This is a genomic window from Mycobacterium sp. (assembly GCF_965229105.1).
GTDB lineage: Bacteria > Actinomycetota > Actinomycetes > Mycobacteriales > Mycobacteriaceae > Mycobacterium.
Genome location: NZ_OZ245858.1, coordinates 477,839 through 497,794, shown reverse-complemented (window position 1 = coordinate 497,794; position 19,956 = coordinate 477,839). Strand labels below are relative to the sequence as shown.

Here is a 19,956-nt window from a genome sequence, read left to right as displayed (position 1 = left end):
ACTCACCAGACCAGGAGATCGAAGCTGTGCGCCGACTGCTCTGCGCGCTGGGTGTGGTCGCCGCCGTTTCTGGCTGCACGTACCACCCCATCGACGTCATCATTGCGGCCCCACCGCAACTGTCTCCGCCGATGGGGTGGAATTCGTGGAACTCCGGAATCGAGATCAACGACCAGTCCGTCAGGCAGACCATCGACACGATGGTGTCCTCTGGCATGCGTGACGCTGGGTATTCCTATGTCAACCTCGACGCCGGATGGGCTGCGCCCGAACGCAATTCCTCCGGCGAACTGATGGCAGACCCGCGGCGGTTTCCGCTCGGGCTGAAACCGTTGGTCGACTACGCACATGAACGAGGGCTACGGTTCGGACTGTACTCAAGCCCGTTCAATCAAACGTGCGGACAAGGTGTGGGCACCGCAAGTCTCGGTCATGAAACCCAGGACGCTGCCACCTTTGCTGCGTGGGGAATTGACTTCCTCAAGTACGACTGGTGCAGCGACGATGCCAACCACGACGAGCAGGTAGCAGTGTTCCGCGCGATGGGATCGGCGCTGCGGAAAACCGACCGCCACATCGTCTACAGCATCAACCCCAATAGCTCCGACGACACGACTGCGGGCAACCGCTTCGACTGGTCCGGAATCGCCGATGTGGTGCGTACTTCGGGGGATCTGGTTCCGTTGTGGCGTTATGTGTTCTCCCCGCCAGGCGCAACCGACCCGCTCCCCGCCGGCATGTTCAACGGTGTACCTGACCAGTTCACTCAAGCCGCCGACGGCATCACCCGGCCTGGCTATCTTAGCGACGCGGACATGCTGGTCGTTGGTGTGACGTGGCGTGATTTCTTTCTCAACCATCGAGACCTGTTAGTCGACAGCGCGCAGACCCAGTCCATGTCCGCCCGGCAGCGCGCCATGCTCGCGCCGATGTTGGCGATGCCGGCGCAGACCGTGCAGTGGATGGCCACCACCCCACCCAGCTTGACCGAAGACGAGCAGCGCAGCCACTTTTCGCTGTGGGCCATGTTGGGTGCCCCGCTGCTGGCCGGTAACGATCTGCGCTCGATGTCACCGACGACGCTGTCGATTCTGACCAATCGCGAGGTTATCGCCATCGACCAGGACCCACTCATGGCCAAACCCCATCGGATCAGCGGCGATGGCCGGATCTGGGCTAGACCGCTCGCGGATTCCTCTGTGGCCGTTGCCTTGTTCAACACTTCGGGCACCGCCGCAGATATCGCCACCACAGCCACCGCAGTAGGCCTGCCCGCTGTGCCCTGCTACCAGCAGCGCGAGCTATGGGAGGGCCGCACAACCACCAGCTCGACCGGTGACATCATCGCGGAATCTCTCGCTCCTCACGCCGTTCGGCTATTGCGAGTCAAAGCAGCAGAGTCATGCTCCCACTAAGCCGCTTCGTCATCTGGTTTCGCGACCGCCGCGATCACAGACTCGCTGCCACGGTCTGATGGCCGAGGAGATCGGCGAAACTGATGCCACACTCGAACTTCTCAGTGACCCGGTGCGGTTTCTCCTGATGTCTGCGCTCCGCGAATCGGCCAGTGGGGGAATGACTTACCACGAACTGGCGAAACTCACGGGAGTGGCGGCATCGGTGGTTGGCGCAGAACTGAAAGTCCTTCTCGAAGCTGGGTTGGTTGAGTCACATCGGCGGCTGGCGACGGACTACTACCAAACCTGTCCCGGCAAATTGCGTGCACTCGCTTCTACCAATTCGCATACGACAGTGCAAGAGCCCGTATCGCGCGAGCTAGCGACCGCCGGAAGCGCCGACCCGCGGAGCCGCGGACGGCCGCGCGGCTTGAATCATCGAAAGTCCGGATACTCAACGCCGCAAAACATCTCATTCTCAAGGTGGGCTTCGACGCCCTCAGCCTAGCGGCAGTAGCCGAATCCGCTGGCGTCACCCGCCCCACAATCAGCTATCACTTCCAGTCCAAGACCATGCTGTACAAAGCCGTTCTGGCGCAGGTGTACAACGAGATTGGCCGGACAGTATCTGCCATCGAATTCTCGGCCCATGGCCAGCGAATCGATTCTCAGTTTTCTGAGTTTGTCACCAGGATTCTCAACCCTGATGGTGCTTGGTCTGTCGCTGCGTTTCTGCCGAGCTTGGTTATGGACTGCAGCAGGCATCCTGAGGTCGTCGACGAGGGAGTCGCAATTTTGGCACAGGTGCGTGCCTTCCTCGGCTCCTCTATGACCGCGGTGAAACCTGGCCGCGGCGACGATCAGGACACCGAATTGCCCACGGCTGTGGAGGCGAGGGTGGCTCTTGTCCTGGGCCTTGGCGTCTATGCGGGCTTTGTCGGCACGGACGTTCAGGCGCAGCGCGTGTTTGAATACTGGTTGACAGTTCTGGACCAAACGGCGCAATCGCCCGCAGGTTGATCACGTAGCCGCGGCTGCTCCGCAGCTCGTGACGGATGCAGGCAGCGCGACGGTGAAAGTTGTTTCCCCCGAGACGCAGTCGACTCGGATGGTGCCATGATGGGCCCGCACCACAGCCGATGCGATCGCCAGGCCCAAGCCGGTGCTACCGGCCCGTCGAGAACGCGAGCTGTCGCCTCGGACGAACCGCTGGAAGATTTCGTCTTGCCGCTCCGCCGGGATACCGGGACCGTTGTCGACGATGTGGATCAGCACGCCGCCGTCGTCCGCCCACTTCAGTCGGCTGATCACCTCGGTGCCGGGCGGTGTGTGGACGCGCGCATTCGACAGCAAGTTGGCCAACACCTGATGAAGGCGCGCGCGGTCACCGGTGAGAAGCACCGGATCGTCGGGCAGATCAACTGTCCAACGGTGATCAGGACCAGCGATCTGTGCGTCGCTGACCACGTCGATGATCAACTCGGACAGATCGAGTTCCTCGGCCCCGAGTGGTCTGCCTTCGTCAAGGCGAGCGAGAAGAAGCATGTCTTCTACGAGCCCTGTCATCCGTATTGCTTCTGACTCGACGCGGCCCAACACGTACGGCAAATCGGTGTGCCCACCCGCCGAAAGCTTCTGAGCGAATTCGGTATAGCCGCGGATTGAGGTCAACGGGGTGCGCAACTCGTGACTGGCATCGGCGACGAACTGCCGTACGCGTGCCTCGCTGGCGTGCCGTGCGGCCAATGCCTCGGCGATCCTGTTCATCATCATCGTCAAGGCACCGGCAAGCTGACCGACTTCGGTTCGCTCAGCCGCGGGATCAACTTGGACGACCGGCGTGGGCAGCAAAACCTCGCGTCGCTCCAACTCGAGTTGGGCCACCTCGCGCGCTCTGGTGGCCATGATCGATAACGGGCGCAATTGGCGTCGCACGATGATGATGCCGGCAACGACCGCGAGCACGAGTCCAATGGTGGCCAGTACGCCGAAGACCGCGACCACCGACAGGAGGGTCGCGTGGATTACCGACATCGGCAAGCCCGTCACCACGACGTGCGCGTTGCTCCCGGGCTGAGCCTCTACCCGGTACTCGCCGAGGCCATCGAGGTCAACCGATATCGGTTGATGCATGGGAAGATTCGCGAGCTGCTGTGCGGCAACGTGGTTGAGCGCCATCCGGTCACCGGTGGTCATGATGACAGCGGCGTCATCGATGCGACCGTCGGAGACAACGGCACCGACAGTTCCGGTGGACTGCCCGGGCGCGTCAAGAAATACCGGCCCCGGCCCCGGAAAGCGGATAAAGGGCGGTGGCCCAAGGGTGAAGAACATCAGTGACCGTGATCCTGCATCACGCAGTTGGTCGTCGAGCTGCCCGATCAGGAAGTGCTTCATGGCCACCACGGTGCCCGTCCCGATCGCCAGTGACAGCGCGGTCATCAGAACCGCGACAGTGGTCACCAGACGGGTTCGCAGCGACCACGCCGCAGGTCTCACTTACCCACACCTGGTGGTGTTAGAGCCCTCGACGTCAGGCCGGCTTGAGCACATATCCGACACCGCGCATCGTATGGATCATCGGCCGGCGGCCGGCATCAATCTTCTTGCGCAGGTAGGAGATATATAGCTCGACGACGTTGGAGCGGCCCGCAAAATCGTAGTCCCAGACGTCGTCGAGAATCTGCGCCTTGCTCAGCACGCGGCCAGGGTTTTCCATCATGTACAGCAGCAGCTGATATTCGGTGGCGGTGAGCACAATCGGGTCTCCCGACCGCGTGACTTCGTGACTGCGCTCGTCGAGGGTGAGATCGCCGACGACGAGCGTGGTGACGTTCTCTGCGACGGCGATACCGGTGTGACGCACCAGTGCACGCAGTCGTAGAAGTACTTCCTCGACGCTGAACGGTTTGGTGACGTAGTCGTCGCCGCCGGCACTCAAGCCTGCGACGCGGTCTTCTACAGAGTCCTTCGCTGTCAGGAACAACACGGGAAGACCGGGTCTGACCTCACGAAGCAGTGGCAAGACTTGCAGACCGTCGATGTCCGGCAACATCATGTCCAGAACAACCAGGTCAGGTGTGTGCTCGCGGACGGCTCGGACTGCGCTCGCCCCGTCAGTGGCATACGAGACCTGCCACCCTTCATACCGCAGCACCATGGACACCAGCTCGGTGATGGCCGGTTCGTCGTCCACCACGAGCACGTGGATCGGGCTGCCGTCGGCTTTGGTGGCGACCACCTCAGAGTGGCCAGCCGTGCTCAACCGGACGGTCTTGTTGCGAGTATGCATCGGGTCAAATTTTGCGCCGACTACGTGGGCGAATGCTGTCGGCGGGCTATGTATCAGCTATGCGCTGGCAGGAAACGTTGGTGAGATTGTGCACAGTGAGACAAAAGAGGCCTCCGAAACAGCCCGCGGCGCTTTTAGCCGCCCGGACATGTCTCGGAGGCCTCCTCCTACCGGATCATTGCGCGGTTCAGCACGTTAGCGCGGCGGGCACGGCGTGAGCGGAAGGCATGGTGCGGGCGGTCCGACTGGGCCAGGAGCTCCCGGCCCACCCATGCCGGGGCCGGGACCACCGGGGCCGGGGCCGGGACCACCGGGACCGGGGCCGCCAGGACCACCGGGTGCGCAGGGTGCGCCAGGCAGGCATGGCGGCGGCGGAGCGGCGCTAGCTACCCCTTGGCCTACAAAGCCGCTTAATGCGAGACCACCCGTGAGCAGCGCGATGCCGATGAGTTTTCGATGTTGAGTCATGGTGTGACCACGTATCTTTCTGGTTGACAGCGGTTGTACTCCAGCAAGTTTGCGTTAGCTCTGTGGGTAGAAGCTGTGTGCAAGATATCTGTTGGGTTGCGTTTTCCTGAGACGTACTCGTAGAAAGCTATGCGCCATAGACACTTTCGCGACTGGGAGAAATAAAGCCGGTGATTTCAAGCACACCGATACGCTAAGCCGATACACAAGGAATCGATACTCTACGGATACTTTGCGCCGGCTATATCTGGCTATAGTCCTTGGGGCACAACCCATTTCTCACCCAAGGAGGAGGTCATATGAAGACAACGACAAGCCGCCGGCGCCGGCTTCTGTGCTCGGCTTTGATTTGCGCGACGGTCGGTCTGGCCGGCGGTGGTATCGGTGCTGGCGTTGCCAGTGCCGATCCGCCGCCGCCCGGTTGCCCGCCGAACGCTCCCTGCCCACCGCCGCCACCGCGGTAGTTCCGGAGGCCGGGCAACTTACCTGCCATGTGACGCGTCGGAACCAGGCGCTTCACATGGTATTTCATATTGGGCGCGTTGTCAGGTTCGCTACGTCCTGCTGATCATGAATGAATTATGTTGCTCTACAACGCGATCCGAGGCGGGCTGCGAATAGGTGATTCGCGGCCCGCCCCGGAGTGCTTGACCTGTTGGTCGGGATCAGAACGGCGGCGGCCCGCACGGTAGAAGCGGCAAGCAGATTGGCGGTGGCGGGGGTGGACCGCCGAAGCCGCCACCAAACCCTGCAGGGCCACCAAAGGCTAGTGGCGGGCCGCCCGGCCCTCCCGGTCCGCCAAAGCCCGGTCCGCCGAAACCAGGTCCGCCTGGTCCACCAAGGCCCGGACCGCCGGGTCCACCAAAGCCTCCTGGTCCACCTGGGCCGCATGGGGCACCAGGGAAACATGGTGGCGGCGGGGCAGCACTCGCGGCCCCGGCGCTGAGCATCCCACCGAGTGCCAACCCTCCTGACATCAGTGCAATGCCGATGAACTTCTGTTGACGATTCACTTGATCGCTCACCCCTTCTAGTTGTGTTGGATCGAGCAGTACCGAGAGTGCCCCGGCGGCGTGTGCGGACGCTATGCGCGGTATATCAAATTGTTATGCGCCGGCAGCTAACACAATTCGGTTGCCAGACGATGGCGGCCTGCGCCGACGATTCGCATAGCTTTTACAAATGTTCGGCCCACATCCGGCACAGCTCGGGGCCGCAGGATTTGCCCTATGACCCAGATGCTGATTGACGCCCACGCCACCGACCAAGGCCTGTCGAATGGCATGTCGAGCGGTCTATCGCCCCGCCCGCGGACCAACGTCCTGGAAGACGCCGCGCGACGCGGCGCACCGGTTCTCGACGTCGTGGTGCCGGTGTACAACGAGCAGGCAGCGCTGGCGAACTCGGTGCGCAAGCTGCACCGCTACCTTGCCGACACGTTGCCGTTCTCCGCCCGCATCACGATCGCCGATAACGCGAGCATCGACGAGACGCCGCGCATCGCGGCCGAGCTTGCTGAGGAACTCGATGGCGTCCGAGTGGTCCGGCTCGAGCAGAAGGGCCGCGGCCGCGCCTTGAATGCCGTCTGGGCCAACTCCGATTCCCCCGTTCTGGCCTATATGGATGTCGACTTGTCCACCGATCTGGCGGCGCTGGCGCCGTTGGTCGCGCCGTTGATATCCGGGCATTCCGACCTGGCGATCGGGACGCGGCTGGCGCGCACCTCCCGCGTGGTCCGCGGACCCAAGAGGGAGGTCATCTCCCGGTGCTACAACATGATTCTGAAGTCCACGCTCTCGGCCAAGTTCTCTGATGCCCAGTGCGGTTTCAAAGCCATCCGCGCCGACGTGGCCGAGCAGCTCCTGCCCCTGGTCGAGGACACCGGATGGTTCTTCGACACCGAGCTGCTGGTGTTGGCCGAACGATCCGGCTTGCGCATCCACGAGGTACCCGTCGACTGGGTCGACGACCCCGACAGCCGAGTCGACATCATCACGACAGCCACCGATGACCTCAAAGGTGTCGCCCGGTTGTTGAAGGGCTTTGCCGGCGGAACGATCCCCGTCGAGAAGGTGGCTGCGCAGCTCGGCCCGCGATCGGTCACCGCGCCGCGCAGCGGGGCACACCAGCTGATCCGCTTCGCGGTGGTCGGTGTTGTCAGCACGCTGGCCTACCTGCTGCTGTTTAGCGCGCTCCAAAGCGTGGTGGGTGCCCAGGCCGCCAACTTTGTCGCCCTTCTGGTCACGGCGATTGGTAACACCGCAGCCAACCGGCGGTTCACCTTCGGTATCCGCGGACACGGCCGGTGGATCCGTCAGCACGCCGAGGGTCTGCTGGTTTTCGGGATGGCTCTGGCGATCACCGGGGGAGCGCTGGCCAGCGTGCACGCCCTGGTCAACCCGGCGCCGCACTGGCTTGAGCTCGGCGTGCTCGTCGTTGCCAATCTGACGGCCACCGTGCTGCGCTTTGTCGTCTTACGAACCTGGATATTCCACCCGAACCGCTGACCGCAGAACCGCCATCGTCGCCGAGCCAACCGATCACTTCCGGGGGAATCATGACTACCGAAACACAAGCGCCAGCAGCCCAACCGCGCGGTGCTGCGCCAACCACCATCGAGACTTCGCCGGACCCGCGCTGGGTCAGGCCGGCGCTGATCGCGTTGCTACTCGCCACGGCGACCTGCTGGACTATCGGGCTCAGCCGCAACGGCTGGGGCAACGCGTTCTATGCGGCGGCGGTACAAGCCGGCACCGAAAGCTGGAAGGCTTTCCTGTTCGGCTCATCGGATGCTGCCAATTCGATCACCGTCGACAAACCTCCAGCCTCGCTGTGGGTGATGGAGCTCAGCACTCGTTTGTTCGGGATGAACTCGTGGTCTCTGCAGGTTCCGCAGGTGCTGCTCGGCGTGGCCTCGGTGGCGCTGGTGTACGCCGCGGTACGACGGGCGTTCGGACCGGGTGCGGGCCTGATCGCCGGTGCGCTGCTGGCGCTGACACCGGTGGCCACTTTGATGTTCCGCTACAACAACCCCGACGCACTCCTGGTGTTCGTGATGGTCGCCGCAGTCTGGGCCCTGTTGCGGGGTATCGACAGTGGCCGCACGCGCTGGATTGTGCTGTGCGGTGCGCTGATCGGCTTCGGCTTCCTCACCAAACAATTACAGGTCATGCTGGTCACACCAGGATTGGCGGTCGCCTACCTGATGGCTGGGCGACCGCGGCTGCGAACTCGTCTGCTGCAGCTGGTCGCGGGATTGGCCGCCGCCATTGTCGCGGCCGGCTGGTGGGTGGCACTTGTCGAACTATGGCCCAAGCAGGATCGCCCCTATATCGGCGGCTCATCGAACAACAGCTTTCTGCAGCTGACCCTGGGATACAACGGTTTAGGCCGCATCTTCGGTAGCGGTGCGGGCGGCGGAGGTGGGCTTCCCGGCCCGCCACCGGGTGGCGGCGGAGGCCCCGGTGGGCCAGGGGGGCCGATGTTCGGGCAGGCCGGCATCACCCGACTGTTCGCAGGCGAGTCGGGCGCGCAGATCTCATGGCTACTCCCGGCGGCGCTGGTGTTGCTGGTCGCTGGCTTAGTACTGTGCGGACGCGCGCCGCGTACCGACATGCTGCGTGCTTCCTATGTTGGGTGGGGCAGCTGGCTCCTGGTCACCGGTCTGACATTCAGCTTCATGTCGGGGATCTTCCACGACTACTACACCGTGGCATTGGCTCCTGCGGTAGCGGCCGTGGTCGGTATCGGCGCGGTACATCTGTGGCGCTATCGCGAAAAGGTCTGGGTCACTGCCATTCTGGGCACAGCAATCGCGTTGACCGCCGCGTGGGCGTGGATCCTGCTGAATAGAACACCCGACTTCCTGCCTGCGCTGCGCTGGGTCGTCGTCGCCGTAGGTGCTGGGGCAGTCGTAATCTTCCTCGTCGCGGCGGTTCGGCCGCGTCTGAGCCTGGCCGGTCGCGAGCTCAAAGTGTGGGCGGCCGGGCTGGCCGTGGTCGCGGCGATCGCCGGACCGGTCGCGTACTGCGTCCAGACCGTCAGCGCTGCGCACAGCGGACCTATCATCACCGCGGGGCCGCCGACGAAGGGCGGGGGTATGCCGGGGTTCCCCGGTGGCAGCTCCGATTCAGGGAGACCTGGTGGTCCTGGTGGTCCTGGTGGTCCTGGCGGCCCTGGTGGCCCTGGTGGCCCACCACCGTCCGGAGACAAGGTGTCACAACAGGTCACCACGCTCCTGGCCACCGACGCCGACGCCTATACGTGGGTCGCCGCGGCCAGCGGATCGATGGGCGGTGCCTCGGATTATCAACTGGCAACGGGTAAGCCGGTAATGCCGATCGGAGGGTTCGGTGGATTGGATCCTGCACCGACGCTGGAACGTTTTCAGAGCTACGTCGGGGACGGGCGCATCCACTACTACCTGGACTCGTCACACCCGGGGATGCGCCCCGGCGGTGACGATTCCCGAGCGAAGTCGGAATCCGAAAAGATCAGCGAGTGGATCAAGCAGCACTACAGCTCGACCACCGTCGACGGCGTCGTGCTGTACGACCTGACTGTTCCTGCCCACTGAGGCTCCGGCAGGTTTCGACCGACGCGATGAAATAGTCTGCGCCTGAGCGGGATTCCGCCGCCCGTGCGGCTCATATGCGACACCGATCCCCAGCACAGGTCGCACACATGTCGATACCTCATGGTTGGTTCACCACAGGTTCATGAAAAGTTCACCATCTGTATTCGGTGACCGCAGAGGGGAAGTCAGCATCTACAGGCAGCACGGGATAGCCGAATGAGTGCGTTCAAGCGATTCCGCAGAGACACCGAGTCGACGGCCGACCGGACGCAAACCGAGGACGTGCCAACAAAACCGACGGGATATCAGCAGACCGCAAGTCGGCTCCATGCCTTCAATCGATACGAGATCAAGTACTTCATCGACGAATTAGAGGTGCCACGACTGCGTGAGGAACTGGCGGCCCGGATGGATGTCGATCGTTTCTCCCCTCGCGGCGGATACCCCGTGACGTCCTTGTATTACGACACACCCGATCTCCGATTCTTCTGGGAGAAAATCGAGGGATTGAAGTTTCGGCGCAAGCTCCGAATGCGGTTGTATGGCTCGCCAGCGGAGTGCACCGAGGAGACTCCTGTGCAGATCGAGATAAAGCAGCGCGTCAATCGGGTCACACAGAAACGCCGGATCGCGCTCCCTTACTCGCTGGCGAAGCGTTGGCTCAATGGCCGTCAGGAAATTGAGAGCGATCCATCGCATCAACCATTCATCCACGAGGTCACCACCTTGATCGGCAATCTGGATCTGCGACCGATCGTCACCACCGGGTACCTGCGCGAAGCATTCGTCGGCCGAGATGCCGATCTGGGGTTGCGCGTGACCATCGATCACAAAGTGCATGGCCGCGACCGCGATTTCGACTTCACCGCCAAGGCGGAGAACCGATTTGTCATCCCGCCAAAACTCGCCATCCTCGAGGTCAAGGCCAATGAGCGTGTGCCCTACTGGGTCAGTGACCTGTGTGCGCGGATGGATATGTCCGTCATCCGGGTGTCGAAGTACTGCCAATCGGTACAGGCGTTTGGCTTGGCGCCGCGTTCGCGGACCGGCGCCCCAGAGCTGGAACTGCCGACGGATGCCGACACCCGGGTGCCCGTGAACATCTTTTCTCAGCTCTCTTCTTAAGGCGCCGAACGTCTGACGTTCCGGCTCCGCACTCAAGACAGGACTAGCGCTATGACGTTTGATTTGCAAGACCTCAGTGGAACATTCACCACCTTCGACATCGTTGTGTCGTTGTCACTGTCGTTCGTACTCTCCACCGTTATCGGCTGGGTGTATCGACGTACACACAAGAATGTCTCTTACAGCCAGTCCTACGTACAGACGCTGGTGATGTGCGGCATGATCATCACCCTCATCATGCTCGTTGTCGGGTCCAATATCGCGCGGGCCTTCGCCTTGGTCGGCGCTCTGTCGGTGATCCGATTCCGCAACGCGATCAAAGAGACTCGTGATGTCGGGTTCATCTTCTTGGTGATGGCCATCGGTATGACGACGGGCACGCGCTTTTACCTATTGGCCATCGCGGCCACTGTGGCCATCTGCCTGGTGCTCCTCATCATGCACCGGTTCAACTGGTTCAAGCTCGACGTCCAGCGCCAGGTGGTCAAAGTACAGATTCCGCCGGAGCCGGAATACAACGACCGGGTGGGGGATGTGCTGATCGAATTCTGCTCGGAGTTCGAACTGGTCTCGACGGAGTCCATCCGGGCCGGCGCCCTCAATGAGCTGTACTACACCGCGCAGCTGAAGAAAGGAAAGAAGTCACCGGATCTGATTGCAGCGCTCAGCGAAGTCAATTCCGGCCAGCGGGTCACCGTGCTGACTGGTTACGACCAGACCGACATCTGATGGCACCGCCTATCGACCCGGCCCCGCCGCCCCGCAGGAAACTTCGCCACCGCATCCCGACCTCGCTTCGCCAGCATTGGAGATTGCTTGCGGCGTTCGTGGTGTTCGTCACCGTATCGGCGGCGGTCTTCGGAGCTGTCCGGATCCGCCCGTATATCACCGGTGACGCGACCATCATCGCGGCTGAGATAACCGAAAATATCACCGGCACAGAAGATTTCTTCGACAGTTCGGTCTCCCATCAGCTGTCAGTCGATATCACCGCGCCGGAGTACAACGAGATGATCTCGGCCTATCGCGATAACGGTGAAAAGAAGTGGGTGACAGCTGATGTCACGATCGACGGCACCATCATCACCGACGCCGCCGTTCGGCTGAAGGGCAACTCCACCTTGATGCCGCTGCGAGGGGAAGGCTTTCGGCCCCCGGGAGTGAGCGCCGGATTTCAGGCGCCGGGCGGGCTCAGTGCGGCGATGCCCACCGTGTCCGAGGATGACCCCGCTTCCTTACCCCTGTTGATCAGCTTCAGTCACAACGCGGAGGGTCGGGGTTACCAAGGTATGACGGAGGTATCTGTGCGGCCGGGCTCTCCGATGCTCAACGAGGCGCTTGCCTTGTCACTCACGAGCGATACGGGTCAACCCACGCAGCGATACACCTACACCGTGTACTCGATCAACGGTGCCGCCAGCACGACACGGCTGGTAGTGGAGCACCCCGACGAGTATTACGCGAACTCCTTGTTCGACTCCGACGGTTACCTGTACAAGGCAGATGCCAACTCGACACTCGCTTACGTCGGAGACGACCAAGCCAAGTACACCGGTCAATTCGAACAGCTCAATGCTGAAGGCACAGGCGATCTTCAACCCATCATCAAGTTCGTCAAATGGCTGGACTCTGCCGATGACAGCGAGTTCGCCCGCGAGCTTGGTGACTGGGTGGACGTCGAATCGCTCACGCGCTACCTCGCCACCCAGAATCTCCTGGCGAACGCCGACGATATGGGTGGGCCCGGCCAGAATTACTACCTCTGGTACGACATCGACTCCGGATTGATATCCGTGATCTCGTGGGATCTCAACCTGGCGATGCAGGGCGACGCAACCGCCGGCCCGCACGACGCAATCTCTATGGGGATGAGGCCGGCGGACGGTATGCAGGGTGAAACTTCGCCGGCGGCAGCGCCGGACGAGACTCCACGCGCGGTCCCGAAAAACAATTCGTTGAAGACCCGGTTCCTTGCCGCCAGCGCCTTCACCGACCGCTATGACGCCGCATACTGGACGTTGTACGACGAAATATACAGTGGCGGAGATGCTCTGAAAGTTCTGGACACCGTAGTGGCGAGAATTCCACTGTCAGACAAGCTCACCGGCGGAGACCTCCAGTCCGCCGATACCGAGATGCGCAACTGGGTCCAAGAGCGCACATCGGCGCTGGCCGCGGTACGGGAGCAGTGACAGCGGCGAACTCAGGGCGCGATGTCAGTCGTCACCGGGACGATTGGTGGTGCGTTTCTTTCGGGAGGCGCCGTCGGCAAGCTAGAGACCGCGTCCGGCCGCCACTCGTCCGGAAGCACAATGGGCGGGGTTACGCCCGAATTGGCGCCGATGCCGGCATCGGCCAACCGCGGCGGCCATGCCAGATCCGCGGACGGCCATACGTCGATCACGATCGAGGATGTGTCGCTGTTGCTGCTACCTGAGTCGTCGTCATCGTCGTCGTCGTCATCATCGGCGCGCGCAATACCGGATGCCGCTACGGCAACCCATCCGAAGATGAACAACAGCAAGATCATTCGATTCGAAATCGTCATAGTGGCAGGACATCTCCGTAGAGATTGGCACTGTTGTCGGCGGAGTCGGTACTGATCTTCGCTGATGCGAACAACCGTACCGATACCGGACCACCGCACCCGTCGACCTGGATGTGCGCATCGCGGACAGTGATGCTGGCGTTTCGGCCCTTGAGAACCTTGCTACCGAGACCAAGTGTCTTGATGGAGCCAGGTTTAACCGTCGTTGATATCTCTGGGCTGAGGTTGAACGACGATTCGGGTGTCTCGTCGAAGTATTCGTCCGTCCCGTAGTCGCTGTCGCCGTCCAGGCCGAGGTCGAGCCCGTCGCCAACATCGACCTGACATCCTAGTTGCACGCCCAGAATGACGAAGCCCGAGTTGACCGGCACCAGTCCGTCACCTTCGATGGTCGCCCGCACCTTCCCGGAGACGAATCCTTCCTTGGTGAAGGGTGTCGCCGCGAGATTGGGAACCGCGTTGACGCTGATCTGGGTCATCGACAGGGTAAACCTCCAGCCGTCGTCGGTATCGCCGGTCTGCGCTACATCGGGTAGGTCAATCGGTTCGGCCGCGGCGGTACCACCGCCGAGAAAAAGTAAAACCGTACTGCAGGCTGCTGCCTGAATCAGTCGGTGTGCCAACAACATTTCAATCCTGTTCTCGGCATGTCACCGATGGCGTCATCGATGAGGGCGGACTACGCGAAGGGCGTGTGCGCCACGCATCGAACCGCCGCCCAGCGGTGGCCGCTTGGAGTAGTGGGTGTCCGCTTGCGTTGCTGTGCAACATCAGTGGTGGTCGGCGAGATTGTGTGCAAGCGTGAGAACCACCCAATGTGCGTTATATTCTGGCCATCTCATCTCGACCGCTCTGTGTCACGATATCGGCCGCGGAGGTGAACAGCGCATGCGTGCAAGACTGCTGTACAAAGCTGTGGTTGCGATGTGCGAAGAGCCAGTGTCGGATATGTAAGCATTGCCTATTGGCCTGGCGTGCGGCGATGAGCGAGAATCAGGAGTTCGACGGCGGTGGGATCGGCAACGGACCCGGCCCAGACTCCCGCGTCAGTGATAGCGCCATATCGTCGCCGGTAAGGCGGATCGCTTGGATGATCACCCAGTCACCTTCGAAGACTGAGCCCTCCACCCGCGGTGTAGCGCCGGATTCGTCGGCAAGCACTGTCTGCGTACCAATGGCGTACGTCTGGCGGTAGCCGTCGTAGCTGACCACGGTGGCATGACGGTCGTCGAGCGCGACGAGCGCGCCACTCTGAAGGATCTGTGTGCTGTGCGGTCCGCTCGGGTGGCCGTCCGGCCAAGTGCGCACCGCGAGGCTGCTTCGGTCGCCAATCGATGGCAGGGGACCTTCTGCGGCGATGTAGGCAGTGGATATCGCGCCGAGTGTTGCAGCGGCAGCGAAGTTTACCGCGATGACTGCTCGTGGAAGGCGCCTCATGCCCTGCCCTCCGGTCGGCTGATCGCGGTCTATCATTCCGGGTGAACCTAGGGCAAAGCTGTGTCGCGGCCCAGTACTGCATATGCATGTGTGCCCCCGAGGTCATCGGGGCGGTCGCGGGTTCATAGCGTCTGCAAAGCTGCGGCAAATGGTTCGCCCAGTGGGTCAGTCGATGATCATGGCATGACACACATGTCCAGTCTCACGGACACCACGGAACGACCACTCGCCGCTGAGGTGCCTGCAGAGCAGGGCTCCCGCGAAGATCGTTGGCCCCGAATCGGTCTCGCCCTTCTATTGGTGGCTACTGCCGCGTTCTGGACAGTTGGCCTTAGCAAGAACGGGTGGGCAAACGCCTTCTACGCCGCCGCGGTGCAGGCCGGCACGAAAAGCTGGAAGGCTTTCCTATTCGGATCCTCCGACGCTGCCAATGCGATCACCGTGGACAAGCCACCGGCGTCGCTGTGGCCGATGGAGATCTCGGCCCGCATCTTCGGTGTCAACACCTGGTCCATCCAACTCCCACAGGTGTTGCTCGGGGTGGCCTCGGTGGCGTTGCTCTACGTCATCATCAAGAAACGGTTCGGCCCCGTGGCCGGTCTGATCGCCGGGCTGGCGCTGGCGCTCACGCCTGTCGCCACCCTGATGTTCCGCTATGACAATCCCGACGCCTTGCTTATCTTCCTGATGGTCGCCGCAGTGTGGGCGGTATCGCGCGCCGTGGACGACGGAAGAACCCGCTGGCTGGTGCTGTGCGGTGTCCTGGTGGGCTTCGGGTTCCTGACCAAGCAACTTCAGGTGTTGCTGGTCGTGCCCGGGCTTGGGCTGACCTATCTGATCGCCGGCCCCCCGCGTCTTCGGACCAGACTTCTGCAATTGCTGGCCGCTCTCGGCTCAATGCTCGTGGCGGCGGGTTGGTGGGTCCTGCTAGTTGAACTGTGGCCAGCGAGCAGCAGGCCCTATATCGGCGGATCGAGTACCAATAGCTTCCTCGATCTCACCTTCGGCTACAACGGGTTTGGCCGACTGCTGGGCGGTGACGGCGACGGTATCGGGTCCGGTGGCGCAGGTGGTCCCGCCGCCGGTGGAGGATCTAGCCCCTTCGGTGAACCTGGTCTGGCCCGGATGTTCACGGGCGAGTCGGGAGCTCAGATTTCCTGGTTGCTGCCCGCCGCACTCCTTTTGCTCATCGTCGGACTGGTGGCGTGCGGCCGCAGCTCACGCACCGATCCGCAACGCGCCCAATATCTCGTATGGGGCGGCTGGTTGGTCGGCACCGCAGGTGTCTTCAGCTTCATGTCGGGCCTTTATCACGACTATTACACGGTCGCGCTTGCGCCCGCCGTCGCAGCCCTGGTTGGCATCGGCACCGCTGATCTGTGGCGACGGCGCCAACAGGCATGGGCCGCATGGATTCTGATTGCCGTCGCCGCCATCACTGGAGGATGGGCCTGGGTGCTGCTGGGCCGCACGCCCGACTTCGTCCCATGGCTGCGCTGGGGCATCGTCGGCGCGACAGTGCTCGCAGTCCTGGGACTCGTCGTCGCGACCGTGCTACCTGCGACCGCTCCGCGTCGTGCGGACCTGAAGGTGTGGGCCGCAGGGCTAGCAGTGGTTGCCGCACTGGCCGGACCGCTGTCCTATTGCGTCCAGACCGTCAGCACCTCTCACACCGGTGGTGTGGTCACCGCGGGCCCGCAAATTCCTGGCAGCACGTTTGGGCCGCCGGCGAATCAGGGAGCTGATTCCCACGCGGCAGCAGGCATGGGGGCCAAGCAGGTGTCCAGTCAGATGGTTGGCACCCTTGGCCAGGACGCGGACAAGTACACCTGGGTCGCAGCAACGCCAGGGTCGACAGACGCCGGCTACTACCAGCTGGCGACCGGGGATCCCGTGATGGCGCTCGGCGGCTTCGGATCCAGCGATCCGGCACCCACACTGGAGCAGTTCCAGGCGTACGTCGCAGACGGCCGCGTGCACTATTACATCGAGTCAGCGGGGATGACGATGCCCGTCGGATCCTCGGATGAGGCCGGCGGACAGCAGCTCATGCCGCCCGGCGCGAATGACGACAACGAAGCCAACAAGATCAAAGCCTGGGTCAAGCAGCACTACACCGCCGTCACCGTTGACGATGTCTCGCTCTATGACCTGACGCGCCCGGCGGCCGGATAGCTGTCGCCTGAACGCCTCGACCGGTCCCAGAAAGGTGCACAGCTGATACATAGGTAAACCCCACGATTTGCCCATGGTCTCGGTGGAAAATCTAGCGCGATGTGCACGATCGCCGAGACAGTGGCAGTCAGGCGCCCAGACGCGAGACCGGAAAATGCAGAACATGACTGACCACCGTTCCTCTGTGGTGCTCGTTGTCGCGGTGAGGATCGCCCGATGAGCGCCTCTCCGGGGGAGATGCGCCCGCACCCGATCGATCTGCGCGCGCAGCTGTCCGAGCAAATTCTCAGCGCGGCCGCCGAGGAGCTCATCACGGCGGGGATCCAGAACACGACGATCGCCGACATCGCCAGCCTGGCCGGCTTACCCGACGAGGTGGTCTATCACCTATGGCCCACCATCCAAGAGCTGGTGACAGCAGTAGTGCTGCGGGACTTAGGTTCTCGCCTCACCGAAGTTACATCTGCATTGCAGTCCTGCGACCAGCTCGACGATCAGATCGCTGAGGCGTTTGCCGCAGTGCTGTGGTTCCTGGACAGTCACCCGCTGGTCGGCGGCGCGGTCAGGTCGGATGCTGGGATGATCCTGCCGACCGCCGAGATATCGGTCTCTCGCATCGTTGGGCAGGGTGCGGCGGCCATCACCGACCATATCGGCACTGTCGTGACAGAGCATGCAGGACGATCCGTGGACACTGACGCGCTCACGGAAATACTGACGAGGCTCATCCAGTCCCTTCTTCTCACGCGCGGTGCGTCGATGACCCCGCTGCACGGGCGCCCCGATCTGGTCCGCTACGCACGCCGGTGCGTGGTTCCACTGGTTCGGGCGTTCGTGCGGTGAGGCGATGGACTGTCACCACCCCGGGCCCCGCTCTGTGCGGTTGCATACCGGAAGATCCCAGCAACGCCTACGCTGGTGATGCTGAGTCAGGCCCTGACGACGCGCTTCATGCTGTTGGTGGTGCATTGTGTGGCGAAAGGTGATCGTGGTGTCTGCATCGGAGCCGGACTCGACCGGGGCAGGAGTTCTTGATGCCGCGTTGCGGGTGTTGGTCGACTTCGGGTTTCGCCGGGCCACGGTGGAGATGACCGCGAGATACGCAGGCGTGTCGCATATGACGATCTACCGGCGGTGGCCGACGAAGGCGGAGTTGTTCCGTGCTTCGGTGCAGCGCGAGTTCACCAGGGTCTTTGACGAGGCGTTCGATGCAGCAAGTTCTCAAGCGGGCTTCGATGACATGGTTGTGGCGTCGTTCAGTGGCATTGTGTGGGCGGTGCACAGCCATCCTTTGATGGTGCGGGAGTTGAGCACTGAACCTGAGATTGTGTTGCCCTTTTTGACCACCGAGTCTGGTGCGGTGATGGATGCGGTGATGGCGTTGGTGGCTCAGCGGCTGGACCGTTTGGCTGTTGCTGGTGACCGGGCGCTCGCTGATCCCGCGGCGTTGGCCGATATCTTTGTCCGCCTTGCACTCTCGCTACTTCTGGTGCCTGACCTGGCGCGGCCCATCACCAGCCGTGCCGATATCGAGAACTATGCACGCCGCTACCTCGTCCCGCTGACCCAGTCGGCCACCGTACGTCTGTGACCGGTGGTGCGGTTCTCGGGAGTCGTCTCGGCAGAAGTATCCCAGGATCGAAGTAGACACTGTTAGCTGTTGCGTAACATCATAAGGGCGCTTCATGCTGTTGGTGGTGCATTGTGTGGCGAAAGGTGATCGTGGTGTCTGCGTCGGAGCCGGACTCGACCGGGGCAGGAGTTCTTGATGCCGCGTTGCGGGTGTTGGTCGACTTCGGGTTTCGCCGGGCCACGGTGGAGATGACCGCGAGATACGCAGGCGTGTCGCATATGACGATCTACCGGCGGTGGCCGACGAAGGCGGAGTTGTTCCGTGCTTCGGTGCAGCGCGAGTTCACCAGGGTCTTTGACGAGGCGTTCGATGCAGCAAGTTCTCAAGCGGGCTTCGATGACATGGTTGTGGCGTCGTTCAGTGGCATTGTGTGGGCGGTGCACAGCCATCCTTTGATGGTGCGGGAGTTGAGCACTGAACCTGAGATTGTGTTGCCCTTTTTGACCACCGAGTCTGGTGCGGTGATGGATGCGGTGATGGCGTTGGTGGCTCAGCGGCTGGACCGTTTGGCTGTTGCTGGTGACCGGGCGCTCGCTGATCCGGTGGCGTTGGCCGATATCTTTGTCCGCCTTGCACTCTCACTGCCGATGGTGCCTGACCTGGCGCGGCCCATCACCAGCCGTGCCGATATCGAGAACTATGCACGCCGCTACCTCGTCCCCCTGGCCCAGTCGGCCACAACGCCCGCGTCCGTGCGTTGGTCTCGGGCGGCAACCGCCTCGGCGCAGTCAGCCAGCGTGAGCTCAAATGCTGTTTCGGCTCGACCATCGTCTTTGCGTCGCGTCCCGCTGCAGCTACTGCCGCCGATCATTCTGGCTTTTCTGCTTGGCTCCGGCGCACTGGCGCACGCATTGATGGAGCCCTGGTCAGCCCCGGTGGCGCCGATCGTGACCACCGATTCCGGACTGACGCCCGCATCCTCATTTGTGGAAACGACCATTCAGCCAACGAGTGTGGCGCCAACCGCAGATCTGCAGATATCGCCCGCGGTCCTGCAGCCGCCACCCCCACCGCCAGTGGACACCCAGACCGCGCCTGCCCGGCCTAGCCTCTCGGTCGTCGACAGCCCGCAGCCCACAAGTACCCGGGCGCCCGGGCGGAACGTCCTCACGCCTGCGCTGCAGCCGGCTCCACTGCGACCGGGCCCGGCAGCAGCACCGGCGTCGCCTCCCGTGCGTGGCACCGCCCCGCATCCCGGACGGCCGGCGCCAGGCGCACCGGCAGGGTCCGCACCGCGTCCGGCCAACCGCCCCGGCGGAGCACCATGATCTCGCTTGACCTCACCGGCGGGCGCGAAAATGTCTG

At 62.7% G+C, this 19,956-nt stretch carries 18 protein-coding genes; 12 read left to right on the top strand and 6 right to left on the bottom strand.

Annotated features, from left to right (window positions below; all coding sequences use genetic code 11):
* Nucleotides 1-26 precede the first annotated feature (26 nt).
* The 3 genes from ADBZ9O_RS02330 to ADBZ9O_RS02320 are packed head-to-tail and all read left to right on the top strand — an operon-like array spanning nt 27 to nt 2,417.
* Nucleotides 27-1,415, top strand: a complete 1,389-nt coding sequence (locus ADBZ9O_RS02330; RefSeq protein ID WP_526528015.1) for a glycoside hydrolase family 27 protein — start codon at nt 27-29, stop codon at nt 1,413-1,415.
* A 58-nt stretch (nt 1,416-1,473) separates the two neighbouring features.
* Nucleotides 1,474-1,905, top strand: coding sequence for a winged helix-turn-helix domain-containing protein (locus tag ADBZ9O_RS02325; RefSeq protein WP_526528013.1), 432 nt, complete (start codon nt 1,474-1,476; stop codon nt 1,903-1,905).
* The gene (locus ADBZ9O_RS02320) at nt 1,881-2,417 is read left to right on the top strand and encodes a TetR/AcrR family transcriptional regulator (protein WP_526528011.1); all 537 of its coding nucleotides are present in this window, start codon (nt 1,881-1,883) and stop codon (nt 2,415-2,417) included. Before ADBZ9O_RS02325 ends, ADBZ9O_RS02320 begins: the two co-directional genes overlap by 25 nt.
* Here ADBZ9O_RS02320 and ADBZ9O_RS02315 read toward each other — a convergent pair whose 3' ends face one another.
* The 3 genes from ADBZ9O_RS02315 to ADBZ9O_RS02305 all read right to left on the bottom strand — a co-directional run bounded on the left by ADBZ9O_RS02315 (nt 2,418) and on the right by ADBZ9O_RS02305 (nt 6,112).
* Nucleotides 2,418-3,839, bottom strand: a complete 1,422-nt coding sequence (locus ADBZ9O_RS02315; protein ID WP_526528009.1) for a sensor histidine kinase — start codon at nt 3,837-3,839, stop codon at nt 2,418-2,420. It lies immediately after the preceding gene.
* Nucleotides 3,840-3,930: 91 nt separating this feature from the next.
* Entirely contained in the window at nt 3,931-4,689 is a 759-nt protein-coding gene (locus tag ADBZ9O_RS02310) for a response regulator transcription factor (protein ID WP_526528007.1), read from the bottom strand.
* Between the two features lie 1,234 nt (nt 4,690-5,923).
* Nucleotides 5,924-6,112 carry a hypothetical protein gene (locus ADBZ9O_RS02305; RefSeq protein ID WP_526528005.1) on the bottom strand — a complete coding sequence of 63 codons (189 nt, stop codon included), beginning with the start codon at nt 6,110-6,112 and terminating at the stop codon, nt 5,924-5,926.
* 328 nt (nt 6,113-6,440) lie between these two features.
* On the opposite strand from ADBZ9O_RS02305, the gene ADBZ9O_RS02300 reads away from it, so the two are divergent.
* The 5 genes from ADBZ9O_RS02300 to ADBZ9O_RS02280 all read left to right on the top strand — a co-directional run bounded on the left by ADBZ9O_RS02300 (nt 6,441) and on the right by ADBZ9O_RS02280 (nt 13,050).
* On the top strand, nt 6,441-7,664 hold the full coding sequence (locus tag ADBZ9O_RS02300) for a bifunctional glycosyltransferase family 2/GtrA family protein (protein WP_526533788.1): 1,224 nt from the start codon (nt 6,441-6,443) through the stop codon (nt 7,662-7,664).
* 50 nt (nt 7,665-7,714) lie between these two features.
* Nucleotides 7,715-9,733, top strand: a complete 2,019-nt coding sequence (locus ADBZ9O_RS02295; RefSeq protein WP_526528003.1) for an ArnT family glycosyltransferase — start codon at nt 7,715-7,717, stop codon at nt 9,731-9,733.
* Nucleotides 9,734-9,949: 216 nt separating this feature from the next.
* Nucleotides 9,950-10,858, top strand: coding sequence for a polyphosphate polymerase domain-containing protein (locus ADBZ9O_RS02290; protein WP_526528001.1), 909 nt, complete (start codon nt 9,950-9,952; stop codon nt 10,856-10,858).
* 51 nt (nt 10,859-10,909) lie between these two features.
* Nucleotides 10,910-11,587 (top strand): DUF4956 domain-containing protein, encoded by a 678-nt coding sequence (locus tag ADBZ9O_RS02285; RefSeq protein ID WP_264068867.1) that lies wholly within the window; start codon nt 10,910-10,912, stop codon nt 11,585-11,587.
* Nucleotides 11,587-13,050: a CotH kinase family protein gene (locus ADBZ9O_RS02280; protein ID WP_526527999.1), complete on the top strand. Its 1,464-nt coding sequence runs from the start codon at nt 11,587-11,589 to the stop codon at nt 13,048-13,050. The genes ADBZ9O_RS02285 and ADBZ9O_RS02280 overlap by 1 nt, the downstream gene beginning before the upstream one ends.
* An 11-nt stretch (nt 13,051-13,061) precedes the next feature.
* Here ADBZ9O_RS02280 and ADBZ9O_RS02275 read toward each other — a convergent pair whose 3' ends face one another.
* The 3 genes from ADBZ9O_RS02275 to ADBZ9O_RS02265 form a co-directional block, all read right to left on the bottom strand.
* Nucleotides 13,062-13,406: a hypothetical protein gene (locus tag ADBZ9O_RS02275; RefSeq protein ID WP_526527997.1), complete on the bottom strand. Its 345-nt coding sequence runs from the start codon at nt 13,404-13,406 to the stop codon at nt 13,062-13,064.
* Entirely contained in the window at nt 13,403-14,035 is a 633-nt protein-coding gene (locus ADBZ9O_RS02270) for an MspA family porin (protein WP_526527995.1), read from the bottom strand. Before ADBZ9O_RS02270 ends, ADBZ9O_RS02275 begins: the two co-directional genes overlap by 4 nt.
* A gap of 364 nt (nt 14,036-14,399) precedes the next feature.
* Nucleotides 14,400-14,714, bottom strand: a complete 315-nt coding sequence (locus ADBZ9O_RS02265) for a hypothetical protein (protein ID WP_526527993.1) — start codon at nt 14,712-14,714, stop codon at nt 14,400-14,402.
* 321 nt (nt 14,715-15,035) lie between these two features.
* Between ADBZ9O_RS02265 and ADBZ9O_RS02260 the strand changes: the two genes are divergently transcribed.
* From ADBZ9O_RS02260 to ADBZ9O_RS02245, 4 genes are all read left to right on the top strand, one after another.
* Nucleotides 15,036-17,018 (top strand): ArnT family glycosyltransferase, encoded by a 1,983-nt coding sequence (locus tag ADBZ9O_RS02260; RefSeq protein ID WP_526527991.1) that lies wholly within the window; start codon nt 15,036-15,038, stop codon nt 17,016-17,018.
* A 216-nt stretch (nt 17,019-17,234) separates the two neighbouring features.
* Complete coding sequence (locus tag ADBZ9O_RS02255) at nt 17,235-17,861, top strand: TetR/AcrR family transcriptional regulator (protein WP_526527989.1); 627 nt, start codon at nt 17,235-17,237, stop codon at nt 17,859-17,861.
* A gap of 148 nt (nt 17,862-18,009) precedes the next feature.
* Nucleotides 18,010-18,609: a TetR/AcrR family transcriptional regulator gene (locus ADBZ9O_RS02250; protein WP_526527987.1), complete on the top strand. Its 600-nt coding sequence runs from the start codon at nt 18,010-18,012 to the stop codon at nt 18,607-18,609.
* 134 nt (nt 18,610-18,743) lie between these two features.
* Nucleotides 18,744-19,919, top strand: a complete 1,176-nt coding sequence (locus ADBZ9O_RS02245; RefSeq protein ID WP_526527985.1) for a TetR/AcrR family transcriptional regulator — start codon at nt 18,744-18,746, stop codon at nt 19,917-19,919.
* Nucleotides 19,920-19,956: the final 37 nt, after the last annotated feature.

Excerpts from the sequence above, each read along its gene's own strand:
- ADBZ9O_RS02290 (WP_526528001.1), top strand. The coding sequence starts at position 9,950 with ATGAGTGCGTTCAAGCGATTCCGCAGAGACACCGAGTCGACGGCCGAC.
- ADBZ9O_RS02300 (WP_526533788.1), top strand. The coding sequence starts at position 6,441 with ATGTCGAGCGGTCTATCGCCCCGCCCGCGGACCAACGTCCTGGAAGAC.
- ADBZ9O_RS02315 (WP_526528009.1), bottom strand. The coding sequence starts at position 3,839 with ATGACCGCGCTGTCACTGGCGATCGGGACGGGCACCGTGGTGGCCATG.
- ADBZ9O_RS02295 (WP_526528003.1), top strand. The coding sequence starts at position 7,715 with ATGACTACCGAAACACAAGCGCCAGCAGCCCAACCGCGCGGTGCTGCG.
- ADBZ9O_RS02310 (WP_526528007.1), bottom strand. The coding sequence starts at position 4,689 with ATGCATACTCGCAACAAGACCGTCCGGTTGAGCACGGCTGGCCACTCT.
- ADBZ9O_RS02260 (WP_526527991.1), top strand. The coding sequence starts at position 15,036 with ATGTCCAGTCTCACGGACACCACGGAACGACCACTCGCCGCTGAGGTG.
- ADBZ9O_RS02255 (WP_526527989.1), top strand. The coding sequence starts at position 17,235 with ATGAGCGCCTCTCCGGGGGAGATGCGCCCGCACCCGATCGATCTGCGC.
- ADBZ9O_RS02325 (WP_526528013.1), top strand. The coding sequence starts at position 1,474 with ATGGCCGAGGAGATCGGCGAAACTGATGCCACACTCGAACTTCTCAGT.
- ADBZ9O_RS02285 (WP_264068867.1), top strand. The coding sequence starts at position 10,910 with ATGACGTTTGATTTGCAAGACCTCAGTGGAACATTCACCACCTTCGAC.
- ADBZ9O_RS02275 (WP_526527997.1), bottom strand. The coding sequence starts at position 13,406 with ATGACGATTTCGAATCGAATGATCTTGCTGTTGTTCATCTTCGGATGG.
- ADBZ9O_RS02270 (WP_526527995.1), bottom strand. The coding sequence starts at position 14,035 with ATGTTGTTGGCACACCGACTGATTCAGGCAGCAGCCTGCAGTACGGTT.
- ADBZ9O_RS02280 (WP_526527999.1), top strand. The coding sequence starts at position 11,587 with ATGGCACCGCCTATCGACCCGGCCCCGCCGCCCCGCAGGAAACTTCGC.